Source organism: Bacillus cabrialesii, from assembly GCF_004124315.2.
GTDB lineage: Bacteria > Bacillota > Bacilli > Bacillales > Bacillaceae > Bacillus > Bacillus cabrialesii.
The window spans coordinates 1452696-1465379 of record NZ_CP096889.1; the positions used below are offsets into that span (position 1 = coordinate 1452696).

At 44.1% G+C, this 12684-nt stretch carries 14 protein-coding genes and 2 riboswitches; of the genes, 10 read left to right on the forward strand and 4 right to left on the reverse strand.

All coding sequences use genetic code 11. The annotated features are described in order from the left end of the window. The first annotated feature begins 83 nt into the window (after positions 1-83). Both EFK13_RS07540 and EFK13_RS07545 read left to right on the forward strand, forming a co-directional pair. Complete coding sequence (locus tag EFK13_RS07540) at positions 84-239, forward strand: hypothetical protein (protein ID WP_003232510.1); 156 nt, start codon at positions 84-86, stop codon at positions 237-239. A 2-nt stretch (positions 240-241) separates the two neighbouring features. Then, positions 242-412, forward strand: a complete 171-nt coding sequence (locus tag EFK13_RS07545; protein ID WP_064813120.1) for a hypothetical protein — start codon at positions 242-244, stop codon at positions 410-412. A gap of 41 nt (positions 413-453) precedes the next feature. Here the strand turns inward: EFK13_RS07545 and EFK13_RS07550 are convergent, their stop codons facing one another. Then, positions 454-1476, reverse strand: coding sequence for an acyltransferase family protein (locus tag EFK13_RS07550; RefSeq protein WP_129505905.1), 1023 nt, complete (start codon positions 1474-1476; stop codon positions 454-456). Between the two features lie 252 nt (positions 1477-1728). Between EFK13_RS07550 and kinE the strand changes: the two genes are divergently transcribed. From kinE to EFK13_RS07565, 3 genes are all read left to right on the forward strand, one after another. Then, positions 1729-3945, forward strand: coding sequence for a sporulation two-component system sensor histidine kinase KinE (gene kinE / locus EFK13_RS07555; RefSeq protein ID WP_129505904.1), 2217 nt, complete (start codon positions 1729-1731; stop codon positions 3943-3945). Then, positions 3942-4439: a methylated-DNA--[protein]-cysteine S-methyltransferase gene (locus EFK13_RS07560; RefSeq protein WP_129505903.1), complete on the forward strand. Its 498-nt coding sequence runs from the start codon at positions 3942-3944 to the stop codon at positions 4437-4439. The genes kinE and EFK13_RS07560 overlap by 4 nt, the downstream gene beginning before the upstream one ends. An 89-nt stretch (positions 4440-4528) precedes the next feature. Continuing rightward, positions 4529-4654: a hypothetical protein gene (locus EFK13_RS07565; RefSeq protein ID WP_064813112.1), complete on the forward strand. Its 126-nt coding sequence runs from the start codon at positions 4529-4531 to the stop codon at positions 4652-4654. A 33-nt stretch (positions 4655-4687) separates the two neighbouring features. Here the strand turns inward: EFK13_RS07565 and mtnA are convergent, their stop codons facing one another. The 3 genes from mtnA to EFK13_RS07580 all read right to left on the reverse strand — a co-directional run bounded on the left by mtnA (position 4688) and on the right by EFK13_RS07580 (position 8072). Continuing rightward, positions 4688-5749: an S-methyl-5-thioribose-1-phosphate isomerase gene (gene mtnA / locus EFK13_RS07570; RefSeq protein ID WP_129505902.1), complete on the reverse strand. Its 1062-nt coding sequence runs from the start codon at positions 5747-5749 to the stop codon at positions 4688-4690. Between the two features lie 7 nt (positions 5750-5756). Then, positions 5757-6950 carry an S-methyl-5-thioribose kinase gene (gene mtnK / locus EFK13_RS07575; RefSeq protein WP_129505901.1) on the reverse strand — a complete coding sequence of 398 codons (1194 nt, stop codon included), beginning with the start codon at positions 6948-6950 and terminating at the stop codon, positions 5757-5759. 104 nt (positions 6951-7054) lie between these two features. Further along, positions 7055-7209: riboswitch (SAM riboswitch) on the reverse strand. Between the two features lie 83 nt (positions 7210-7292). Continuing rightward, complete coding sequence (locus EFK13_RS07580) at positions 7293-8072, reverse strand: carbon-nitrogen family hydrolase (protein WP_129505900.1); 780 nt, start codon at positions 8070-8072, stop codon at positions 7293-7295. Between the two features lie 94 nt (positions 8073-8166). Here EFK13_RS07580 and mtnE point away from each other — a divergent pair, with 94 nt between their 5' ends. The 5 genes from mtnE to mtnD all read left to right on the forward strand — a co-directional run bounded on the left by mtnE (position 8167) and on the right by mtnD (position 12646). Next, positions 8167-9363 carry a methionine-glutamine aminotransferase gene (mtnE, locus tag EFK13_RS07585; protein ID WP_129505899.1) on the forward strand — a complete coding sequence of 399 codons (1197 nt, stop codon included), beginning with the start codon at positions 8167-8169 and terminating at the stop codon, positions 9361-9363. A gap of 38 nt (positions 9364-9401) precedes the next feature. Next, positions 9402-9502, forward strand: a riboswitch (SAM riboswitch). 84 nt (positions 9503-9586) lie between these two features. Next, entirely contained in the window at positions 9587-10804 is a 1218-nt protein-coding gene (mtnW, locus tag EFK13_RS07590; protein WP_129505898.1) for a 2,3-diketo-5-methylthiopentyl-1-phosphate enolase, read from the forward strand. After that, entirely contained in the window at positions 10801-11508 is a 708-nt protein-coding gene (gene mtnX / locus EFK13_RS07595; RefSeq protein WP_129505897.1) for a 2-hydroxy-3-keto-5-methylthiopentenyl-1-phosphate phosphatase, read from the forward strand. The genes mtnW and mtnX overlap by 4 nt, the downstream gene beginning before the upstream one ends. Next, the gene (locus EFK13_RS07600) at positions 11466-12095 is read left to right on the forward strand and encodes a methylthioribulose 1-phosphate dehydratase (protein WP_129505896.1); all 630 of its coding nucleotides are present in this window, start codon (positions 11466-11468) and stop codon (positions 12093-12095) included. Before mtnX ends, EFK13_RS07600 begins: the two co-directional genes overlap by 43 nt. Positions 12096-12109: 14 nt before the next feature. After that, positions 12110-12646: an acireductone dioxygenase gene (gene mtnD / locus EFK13_RS07605; protein ID WP_129505895.1), complete on the forward strand. Its 537-nt coding sequence runs from the start codon at positions 12110-12112 to the stop codon at positions 12644-12646. The last annotated feature ends 38 nt before the right edge of the window (positions 12647-12684 follow it).

Genomic DNA, 12684 nt, shown 5'->3' on the forward strand with positions numbered 1-12684 from the left:
TCAGTTGGAGAACCTAACATCAACAGGTGCAGTTTAACGCTCCTGCATCTTTAGCGAAATAAAAACTGGCGAGGAGGATTTCTATGAAGCGCAAAGCTGAAGTGAATGAAGCCATTAAAAATAACAATACACCTACCGAGAGCATGGACCCAAATTCATATAAGACACAGTATCATGACGACCCGAATTTTAGGGGTGCAAATCGCAATTCCAAACAAGGTCAGCAAGGAGGCATGTGATTTTGAAGAAAAATCGTCATAGCAGAGACATGCAAAATCATAAAAAGCCTATGAATAAAAAGGTGCTGGAGGAAGAATTCTCAAGTGAATTTGGGGATTATAATGCCGGAAAGATCATCGAAACGCTGGAAGTCACAAAGCCTGACAAGAAAAAAGAAAAAAAACGAAAATAAAAAAGGCCTCTTAGGCGGTGTTCCGCTTAAGAGGCGCTTTTCTATTTTATATAAGCATTTTTGCCCGTTCCTCTGACAACTTGCAATAGACTGGTCATTCTCAGCTCTATAAACGGCTGGGCAACTGTCTTAACAAAATTGCTTGAGAGGACTGATGTCAGGGCTGCTGTTAACAGCAAGAGAATCACTAAACTCTGATAGTCAGTAAGCCCATCCTCAAGCCCTACCTGTCTCAGCGTTTTAATAATAAACCCGTGAAGCAAATACACATAAAATGTCCGGGTGCCCCATTTGGTAAAGAAATATCGTTTTTGCGGAACGAGCGCTAAAAAGCTGAAGGTTGCCGCAAAGGCGAGCACATACCAGCCGATTCGGGAAAGTCCGCTTGCCAAGGTAACGTCACCGAATGAAGAATACGGTTTTGAGCCAAACAGAAAAGAATAGTCAAAGTCAATGCCCCAGCAGATCACGAAGACGGCGGCAAGCACCCCAAGCGCAATTTGTTTGCCTCGTTTTGATCTCAATATATCAAAATGATGTTGATTTAAATAAAATCCGACAAGGAACATCGGTAAGAATACAAATGTCCGCGACAAGCTCAGCGTATTGCTGACAAAGTCCAGATAGCCGATCAGCACGGCGATTCCGCAACTGACAAACAGCGCCCACAGCTTTGAAAGCTTTGAAAAAGGATAAAGCAGCAGGTTCCAAAAGAATAAGCTTACGAGAAACCATAACGACCATTGTGGATCAATCGGATTCACATTTGCCATGCTTTCGTCTTGCATAATGTAATAAAAGACGGAATAGATGATTTGGAAAATCAAATACGGAATAATCAGCTTTACCGCCAGCTTTTTCACATACCCCGGGCGTTTAAAGCCCTTCGCGAAATAACCGGATACAAGAATAAAGGCAGGCATGTGGAATGTGTAAATGAACTTGTAGAGGTAGAGCATAAAATGATTATCATTAATAAAGGAACGAAGAATATGACCGAAAACAACAAGGAATATCAATAAGAATTTTGCATTATCAAAATAACTGTCCCGCGATTTATTCATAGCATCACCTTCTCTTTCATCAGTCACTAAGAGATTATTCCCTGCTGGTATATATTTTAAAATAAAAGATGAAAAAGGAATCTAAAAAACCGCTGATTGTTAGGACGATGTAAAGTGACAGTAAGGATCGTAGAAAATGTCTTCGATATGTAATCGCGCTGAAATTTTCTGAAATTTATAGGGCGAATGAAGGAAGTTCCCGCATTTTGTAGAAATATTGAGGGATAGGTTTTGAAGAAGGAGTGTACAAGCATGGAAACTCTTGGTGTCCAGGATAATTCGGAGCTGCAGGAAGAACTGAAGCGTCTCAAAGAAGAAAATGCCCGGCTGAAAAAGGAATTGAATCAGCATCAAGTGATTGTCAACAATACGCTCGATGCTATTTTTATATGTGATAATGAAATGCGAATCGTTCAAGCGAATGAAGCGACAGAGAGGATGCTTCAAGTTGATGCGGAAGATTTGAAAAAGCGTTCCGTTTTGGATTTTTTGTTTTCAGTCCCAAAGGATGAATTGAATCTTGCCGTAAAGAAGTTTTTAAAAAAAGGCTTCCTGTGGAAGGAGGTTCCGATCAGGCTTGATGGCGGTGCGACAAAATACATAGAGTTTCTGGCCAAAAGAGGGATCGGCGAGGATTTCTTTTTTGTTGTCATGAGAGATATATCATCAAAGAAGATTCTGGAGCGGGAATTCTCTATGAATGAACAGCTTTTTAAAGACTTGTTTGACAGGGCTGTTGACGGAATCGTCCTGTTTGATAAAGACGGCGGTTTTATCGATGCCAATTTATCCTTCTGTAAAAGCTTTGAAATCAATCATAATGAGCTGTCTCATTTATCGTTGTATAAGTTCATAGACAGCGGCTCACGAAAAGATTTCGACAACACTTGGAAGACCCTCAACCGTAAGGGAAAAGCGAAGGGGGAGCTTCCCGTCAAGCTTCGTTCAGGCGTTCAAAAGCTATTTGAATTTACGATTACCTCAAACATCATCAGCGGGTTTTATATGTCTATTATGAGGGATATCACAGAGAAGCGGTCTATGGAGCTGCAGCTCTTTAAAAGCGAGGAGCGCTTCAGAGAAATATTTGAAAATGCGATGGATGCCATTATCATCTGGTCGAATGACGGAAGAATCGTGAAAGCGAATCAGTCAGCCTGTAAAATCTTTGAGCTGCCGATGAATTTGCTGTTGAAAAGAAGGCTGTGTGATTTTCTCGTTGATTCGCAGCAGAAATACAGCCTAACGAAAAGGAAATACGCAAAATACGGAGAGATCAGAGAAGAGCTACTGTTTCAAATGGGGAACGGGCAGTTCAAAGAACTCGAATTCACTTCAAAGCGGACAATACTTGAAAACCAGCACTTGACGATTTTGAGAAATGTCAGCGACAGAAAGCGGATGGAAAAGGAGCTTCGGGAAAGTGAACTGAAATTCAGAAAAGTGTTCAACGGCTCAATGGATGGCAATGTATTGTTCGACAATCAATACAGGATCATCGATGCCAATCCGTTAGCAAGCAATATTTTAGGCCTGTCACATGAAGAGATTAAAAAGCACAGCCTGTTAGATATTATTTCTTCGTATGAAATAGAAAATCTTGCTTCACCGGCAAGGCAGATTAATTTTGATGAAATGGACAACGAAATTCCGTTTTTGCTGAGCAGCAGGGACAACAGAAAACTGGAATTCTCATTTAAACGAAATATTATTCAAAATATGAACCTGGCTATCTTTAAAGACGTAACGGAGCGAAAAGAACTGGAGGAACGCCTGCGCAAGTCAGATACGCTTCATGTTGTCGGCGAACTCGCTGCCGGCATTGCTCATGAAATCAGAAATCCGATGACTGCACTTAAAGGCTTCATTCAGCTTTTGAAAGGGAGTGTGGAGGGAGACTACGCCCTATACTTCAACGTGATCACCTCAGAATTAAAGCGCATCGAATCCATCATCACCGAATTCTTGATTTTAGCCAAGCCCCAGGCCATTATGTATGAAGAAAAACATGTTACCCAAATAATGAGAGACACCATAGATCTTCTGAACGCGCAAGCCAATCTCAGCAACGTACAAATGCATCTCGATTTAATTGACGACATTCCTCCGATTTACTGTGAACCGAATCAGCTGAAACAAGTATTTATCAATATATTAAAAAATGCCATTGAAGTGATGCCAGACGGTGGAAACATTTTTGTGACGATAAGCACATTGGATCACGATCATATTCTCATCTCCTTAAAAGACGAAGGAATCGGAATGACAGAAGATAAATTAAAGCGCCTTGGAGAACCGTTTTATACGACAAAGGAACGGGGAACTGGACTTGGGCTAATGGTAAGCTATAAAATTATTGAAGAACATCAAGGCGAAATCATGGTAGAAAGTGCAGAAGGGAAGGGGACCGTTTTTCACCTTACGCTTCCCGTCAGACAGAATGCTGAAGAAAGAAGGATTGATGAATGAACTACTACGCGACAGCGGAAACGCCGCTCGGAGAATTTATTATTGCCGAGGAGGATGGTCGGATTACCCGTCTATTTCTCAGTCAGGAAGATTGGATGGATTGGAAAGAAACCGTTCAGACTACAGAGCACAAGGAAACACCTTATCTGGCAGAAGCGAAAAAACAGCTTCATGAGTATTTCGCCGGTGAAAGAAAGACATTCGCTCTGCCGCTCAGCCAAAAGGGCACCCCTTTTCAGCAAAAAGTGTGGGAAGCGTTGGCGACGATACCATACGGAGAATCCCGAAGCTATGCCGACATTGCCGCTGCGGTCGGCAGTCCGAAAGCGGTGCGTGCTGTCGGACAGGCTAATAAACGTAACGATCTGCCGATTTTTGTCCCGTGCCACAGAGTGATCGGCAAAAACAGCGCGTTAACAGGTTACGCCGGGAGCAAAACCGATATCAAAGCATTTTTGCTGAACATTGAGCAAATTTCCTATAAAGAAAAATAAAACATATGGCACGTTCCCTTTTTTCACGGCCGACATATCATTTTATTAAGTTAAAAAAGTTGGTCTGGTGAAAAAGGAGGACAAAGCAATTGAAGCCGAGCCGCTCTGAGAAAATTGCCGTTTTTGCCAAACTGTTTGTGAAACTGCATATCATATCAAGCGCTCAAAAAGATGAAATGATCACGGTCAATAAAAACAAACGAAAAAACCGCTGACTCGGCCCGGAATGAGCTAAGTCCAGCGGTTTTTTAAAGAACCTTTTCGCCTCTAAACAGCTGTTCAATTTCTTCTTCATAGTTACCGGTCATAATCCCTTTCTCTGTAATGATTCCTGAAATGAGATCATGGGGTGTAATGTCAAAAGCGGGATTAAAGACGGGCACATCGGATGGAGCGGTCCGGACTCCGGAAATCTGCCTTACTTCCTCGGGATCCCGTTCCTCTATCGGGATATCGGCGCCAGACTTCACTTTCGTATCAAATGTAGATAGTGGTGCGGCGACAAAAAACGGAATATCAAAGGCGTTAGCTAAAATCGCGAGACCGTATGTTCCGATTTTATTTGCCGTATCACCGTTCTTTGCAATGCGATCGGCGCCGACGATGACAGCAGAAATTTGTTTCTCCTTCATCGTATGGGCGGCCATGCTGTCTGTGATCAGAGTGACATCAATTCCGCCTTGCATCAGCTCCCACGCGGTAAGGCGCGAACCTTGAAGGACAGGTCTTGTTTCACAGGCATAAATATGCAATCCCAAATCTCTTTGTTTGGCCAAATAAAATGGAGCGAGCGCTGTACCGTAGCGGCTTGTCGCGATAGAACCTGCATTGCAGATCGTCATAATCCGGTCGCCTTTTTTGAAAAGCTGCAGGGCGTTTTGACCGATCAACCGGCACGTTTCCTCATCCTCGACCTGAATTTGAATGGCTTCATGGACAAGGTTTGTTTTTGCTTCATTTACGGAAATGGCGTTTTCGATCGAATGACTCAGTCTCTCAAGCGCCCATGATAAATTAATGGCGGTAGGCCGTGAGCTGTTTAAATAGTGTTTGATGTCATCCAGCTTGCGGCGGAATTCAGTGACATCATCCGTTTCAATGTCTTTTGCAGCAAGCGCAAGTCCGAAGGCAGCCGTAATGCCGATGGCCGGGGCGCCTCTTACTTTGAGCGTGACAATGGCGTCAAATACATCCTCTTTCGTTGTCAGTTCTAAATATTCCGTCACATGGGGAAGCTTTTGCTGATTTAAAATGGTAATGGCTGTTTCTTTCCATTCAACAGAACGCGGAACAGCAAATGAATGGGTCATGAATGGATCATTCCTTTACAAGTAACTTAAATAATTCAATAACATCCGTTATCGTTTTGAATTCCGAACGTTTTTCGATAAAGGCTGCACCGGTTTCGAGCGCCAGCCGTTTTCTATTGATTCGTTTATCAAACGGCACGATCGTATCAAGATCAGCAACATGGGCAAGGCCGACCGTGCGGCGTATCAGCTCGCAGCCCGCAAACCCGATCGCCTCTTCAAAAATATGACTGAGCGTATCTGTAAGGTAACCGTCGATTTTGGCGTAAACATCCAAACTGTCTTTCTCCCAGGCTGCACTGAACGTCTCTTCAAATGTTTCCCAGACCTGCTTGACATGTTCATATAACGGCTCTCTGTCAGCCCCGTCACGGCCGAGTGCATTCAAAAATAAGTTGGCAATGAATTGGCCCACATCAAAGCCGATCGGTCCGTAAAAAGCAAATTCAGGATCAATCACCTTTGTTTCATGTTCGCTGGCGAAAATACTCCCTGTATGCAAATCACCATGAATCAGTGTTTCTGCAGATGTTAAAAACGACTTTTTCAGTTTAGCGGCTTCGAATTTTACGTTGTCATTATTCCAAAGCTCCTCGACATAAGGACGAAGCTCTTCTTCAAAATCATTTGTGTCATGGTCAAAGAAAGGATCTGTAAAGACAAGTCTTTCTGTAATGTCGCACAGCTCCGGATTTGTAAACTGTTTAACAAGCTGTTTTTTCACCTTAGGTTCAAGCGCGTAATCAGATGAATAGAATAGTGTTTTTCCTAAAAATTCACCGATGTGCTGTGACAGGTAAGGATAGTTTTCACCCTCAATGAGTCCTTTTCTTGCGATTTTCAGGTGAGAAAGATCCTCCATCACGGTAACCGCCATTTCTGTATCGGAATAGAACACTCTTGGAACAAGATGAGGGACATGCTCGCCCTGTCGGATGAGCGCGCTGCTTTCGATTCTTGCGCGATCGATTGTCAGCGGCCAGCTTTCTCCGACCACTTTTGCATAAGGAACCGCCTGTTTGATGATCAACGCTCTGTCGTGTTCTTGATTATAAATATGAAAAACGTAATTTAAGTTGCCGTCGCCGATCTCCTGGCATGTCAGTGTGCTTTTGCTTGGAAATAAACCAAGCTTCACCGCCAGTGCCACTGCGGAGCTTTCATTTAACGTTTCGTATAAAGGTGTTTTTGTGACTCCCATTGTCATAACCTCCAATTATGTAATCTCTTGATATGTTTGCAGCTGAAGGGCCGTAAAAAAGCCTCCTTCTCAGAGAGAAGGAGGCTTAACGTCTATGTCCGCCTCTCTTATCTCTCAGATCAAATCTGATGGAATTAGCACCGTGCCTTAAGAGACAAGCGTCTCGGCGCGAAAAAGATGCGCCCCATTTCACAATGGAATTACGGTCGGTTGCTGTTGGGGTCAAAAGGCCAATCCCTCGCCCAACTCTCGATAAGAGAATATATTCACTTGTTAAACAATTCTAATTTATCAGTTGATGAACATAGTAACAGGTGTTTTAGTAAGTTGTCAATCTATTTTTTAATATAAATCTTTTCTGATATCATCGAAAACAGGTATACTTTCACGCACCTCAACGCTTTCCTGAAGGTCGATTTCCGCTCGGACAATGCCTTCTTCCCGGCCGCCTTCAGCAAGTATACGCCCCCATGGATCAATAATCAGGCTATGCCCGGCAAATTCATTATCGGGATTTGAACCGGTACAATTGCAGGCGGCGACAAAGCATTGATTTTCAATGGCACGGGCAATAAGCAGGCTTTTCCAATGATCAAGGCGGGGGAGAGGCCATTCCGCGGAAATAAACAGCACGTTGGCGCCTTTTGTCGTATGTTTTCTGATCCACTCCGGAAAACGGATATCGTAACAGATCAGTCCTGAGCTTTTGACGCCGTCAAGCTCAAAGTATCCGTCTTCGGAACCTGCAGATAAATACACATGCTCATCCATCAGCTGAAAAAGATGGGCTTTACTGTACTCTTTAATGATTTGCCCTTTCTTATCCGCGATGTACATTGTATTATAAACATCGGAATCCTTTCTGACAGCGACCGAGCCGGCGACAATATGAACGCCATGTTTCTTTGCCGTTTTCTTCAGCCAGCTCTGGGCAGAACGCCCGTCTTCATCAGCGAGCTCATCAAGGTTGGCAAGGTCATATCCGGTCGTCCATAATTCAGGAAGAACAATCACGTCAGCATGTTTGCTTTCTTTTTCGATGAAAAATTCAGCCTTTTTAATATTTTCCGAAGGTTTACCGTATGAAATATCAAATTGAAGACAAGATATCGTCCATTTCATCTTTTTAACACCCCAAATTTTGCTTTACTTTTTTCATTTAACCATATATGATGATGGACTATCATTTCAAGATTTTTTTAGAAGGTGAGAATAGATGAAATTTGAACAGTCTCATGTATTGAAGGAATTGCCTAAACAATTCTTCGCTTCTCTGGTGCAGAAAGTGAACCGAAAGCTCGCAGACGGATATGACGTTATCAATCTCGGACAGGGAAATCCGGATCAGCCGACTCCTGAGCATATCGTCGAGGAAATGAAACGAGCTGTTGCCGATCCTGAAAATCATAAATACTCGTCTTTTCGCGGGTCGTACAGTCTGAAGTCAGCTGCGGCAGCCTTTTACAAAAGAGAATACGGCATTGATCTTGACCCGGAAACTGAAGTCGCTGTATTGTTCGGCGGGAAAGCTGGTCTGGTTGAGCTCCCGCAATGCTTGTTGAATCCCGGTGATACGATTTTAGTTCCTGACCCGGGCTACCCTGATTACTGGTCTGGTGTCACACTCGCGAAAGCGAAGATGGAAATGATGCCGCTCGTAAAGGACAGGTCGTTTCTACCCGATTACAGCAGCATCCCCGCTGAGGTGAGGGATCAAGCGAAATTGATGTATTTAAATTATCCGAATAATCCGACCGGAGCTGTTGCTACCTCTGAATTTTTTGAAGAAACCGTAAGCTTTGCAAAAGAAAACGGGGTCTGTGTCGTTCACGATTTTGCTTACGGCGCTGTAGGATTTGAAGGTAACAAGCCTTTAAGCTTTTTGCAGACTGAAGGTGCGAAGGATATTGGCATTGAAATTTATACGCTGTCAAAAACGTATAACATGGCAGGATGGCGGGTTGGCTTTGCCGTCGGAAACGCTTCGGTCATTGAAGCGATTAATCTATATCAAGACCATATGTTTGTCAGTCTTTTCAGAGCGACTCAGGAGGCTGCAGCTGCGGCACTGCTAGCTGATCAAACGTGTGTGGCGGAGCAAAATGCCCGATATGAGAGCAGGCGAAACGCTTGGATCACGGCATGCCGGGAAATCGGCTGGGATGTGACAGCTCCGGCAGGTTCATTTTTTGCATGGCTGCCTGTGCCTGAAGGCTATACTTCTGAGCAGTTCTCAGACCTTTTGCTTGAAAAAGCGAATGTGGCGGTTGCGGCTGGAAACGGCTTCGGTGAATATGGCGAGGGCTACGTCAGAGTCGGACTGCTGACAAGTGAAGAAAGACTCAAGGAAGCCGCTTATCGAATTGGGAAACTAAACCTGTTTACCCAAAAAAGCATTGACAAGATCCTATAACGATGGGATAATTCAAAATAATTTATAAAATCTATATTTTCTTATCAAGAGCAGGCAGAGGGACGAGCCCGATGAAGCCCGGCAACCGACTTGTAAAGCACGGTGCTAATTCTTGCAGCTGGCGGCTGAGAGATAAGATTCGGACGAGAAACGAAACCTCTTTAGACGCGATTGCTGTTTGAAGAGGTTTTTTTATATGGATGAAAATGAAAGGAGCTCTGGCATGAGTGAGTTATTAGCAACATATCTCCTGACAGAACCGGGAGCCGACACGGAGAAAAAAGCAGAACAAATCGCAACAGGATTGACAGTGGGCTCCTGGACTGATCTGCCCCTTTTAAAACAGGAGCAAATGCAAAAACACAAGGGGCGGGTGATAAAGGTTGAGGAGAGAGAGGGAACTCTTGCATCAGGAAAACAAGCGGTGATCACAATTGCTTATCCTGAAATCAATTTCTCTCAGGACATTCCGGCTTTGCTGACAACAGTGTTTGGCAAGCTCTCGTTGGACGGAAAAATCAAATTACTCGATCTTCAGTTCTCTGAAGCATTTAAGCGCACGCTGCCGGGACCGAAGTTTGGCGTATACGGCATCCGGAAGCTGCTGGGAGAGTTTGAGAGACCGCTGTTAATGAGTATTTTTAAAGGAGTTATCGGAAGAGATCTGAGTGATATTAAAGAACAGCTCAGACAGCAGGCGCTTGGCGGAGTTGACTTAATTAAGGACGATGAAATTTTCTTTGAGACAGGTCTGGCCCCTTTTGAAACAAGAATTACAGAGGGAAAGCAAATATTGAAAGAAACGTATGAGCAAACAGGACACAAAACACTATATGCGGTGAATTTGACTGGACGCACGGCTGACCTGAAAGACAAAGCGAGACGCGCCGCCGAATTGGGAGCGGACGCGCTTTTGTTTAATGTCTTCGCTTACGGCTTGGACGTCATGCAAAGCCTTGCGGAAGATCCTGAAATCCACATCCCGATCATGGCGCATCCAGCTGTCAGCGGGGCGTTTACGTCTTCTCCGTTTTACGGGTTTTCTCACGCTCTTTTGCTCGGAAAATTAAACCGGTATTGCGGCGCTGATTTCAGTCTCTTTCCGTCTCCATACGGTTCGGTTGCGCTTCCGAGAGAGGATGCGCTGGCGATTCACGAAGAATGTGTGAGAGAGGATGCCTTTCATCAAACATTTGCCGTTCCGTCAGCAGGCATTCATCCCGGCATGGTTCCGCTTTTGATGAGGGATTTCGGCATAGATCATATTATTAACGCAGGAGGAGGCGTGCACGGACATCCGAACGGCGCCCAAGGCGGAGGCAAAGCGTTCAGGGCCATTATTGATGCGGTCCTAGAAGCCCAGCCGATTGATGAAAAAGCCGAGCAATGCAAGAACCTGAAACTCGCGCTAGATAAATGGGGAAAGGTTGAGGCCGTATGACGACTCGAAAACCTTTAATTATTTGTGATTTTGACGGAACCATCACGATGAACGACAACATTATAAGCATTATGAAAACGTTCGCTCCGCCGGAATGGACGGCATTAAAAGACGGCGTGCTTTCCAAAACGCTGTCGATTAAGGAAGGTGTCGGGCGGATGTTCGGCCTACTGCCGAGCAGTTTAAAAGAAGAGATTACAAGATTCGTATTGGAAGATGCAAAAATCAGGGATGGCTTTCGGGAATTTGTAGCGTTTGTCAAGGAGCATGAGCTTCCGTTTTATGTCGTAAGCGGAGGTATGGATTTTTTTGTGTATCCATTGCTTGAAGGCATTGTGGAGAAAGACCATATTTATTGCAACCATGCATCATTTGACAATGACTATATTCATATTGACTGGCCGCATTCTTGCAAGGGAACGTGCGGCAATCAATGCGGGTGCTGCAAGCCGTCGGTGATACATGAACTTTCTGAACCGAACCAATATATCATCATGATCGGTGATTCGGTTACAGATGTGGAGGCGGCAAAGCTGTCTGACCTTTGCTTTGCAAGGGATTATTTATTAAACGAATGCCGGGAGCGTAACCTGAATCATCTCCCGTATCAAGATTTTTATGAGGTTAGAAAAGATATTGAGAATGTAACGGAGGTACAGGAATGGCTGCAAAACAAGAACGCTGGCGAGAGCTCGCTGAAGTAAAACGGGAATTGGCAGAAAGAGATTGGTTTCCGGCGACTAGCGGCAATCTGTCTATTAAAGTTTCTGATGAGCCTTTGACATTTCTCGTAACCGCGAGCGGTAAAGATAAACGAAAAGAAACCGATGAAGATTTTCTGCTGGTGGATCAAAACGGAGAGCCTGCCGAAAACGGACATTCTTTGAAACCGTCAGCGGAAACGCTCTTGCATACACATTTGTACAATAAAACCAATGCCGGATGCTGCCTGCACGTTCATACGGTAAACAATAATGTAATCTCTGAGCTGTACGGAGACCAAAAGAACATTACATTCAGGGGCCAGGAAATTATAAAAGCGCTCGGCCTGTGGGAAGAGAATGCGGAAGTGACCATACCGATCATTGAAAATCCGGCTCATATTCCGACGCTAGCGGCATTGTTTGCGGAAGAAGTTTCAGAAGATTCAGGAGCTGTCCTGATCCGCAATCACGGTATTACCGCTTGGGGAAGAACAGCATTTGAAGCAAAAAGAGTGCTTGAAGCATATGAATTTTTGTTCAGCTACCATTTAAAATTGAAAACACTCCAGCATCAGCTGGTTAAATAAAAGGAGGAACTGAAATGGCAACCATTCGAATTCATGATGAGGCAAATACAACGATTGAAAATCAAGAGGAAGTAGCAAGCTTTCTGGACAGTCAAGAGGTGATTTATGAGCAATGGGATATCGCGAAGCTCCCCGAACAGCTCTCAGAGAAATATGATCTGACAGAAGAAGAAAAACAGCAAATTCTTGATGCCTTTGAAACTGAAATTAAAGATATCTCAGCCCGCCGCGGTTACAAAGCACAGGATGTTATTTCATTGTCAGACAGCAATCCGAAACTTGATGAACTGCTTGAGAACTTTAAAAGAGAGCATCACCATACAGACGATGAGGTCCGATTTATCGTAAGCGGACACGGCATTTTTGTCATTCAAGGCAAGGACGGCACGTTTTTTGATGTCCGTTTAAACCCAGGAGATTTAATCTCTGTGCCTGAAAATATCCGCCATTATTTCACGCTACAGGAGGACCGCAAAGTTGTCGCTGTGAGAATCTTTGTCACGACTGAAGGCTGGGTTCCCATTTATGAAAAAGACAGCGTGAATCAATAAGCAAAAAAAGCCCCGTTCATCGAACGGGGCTTTTTAGA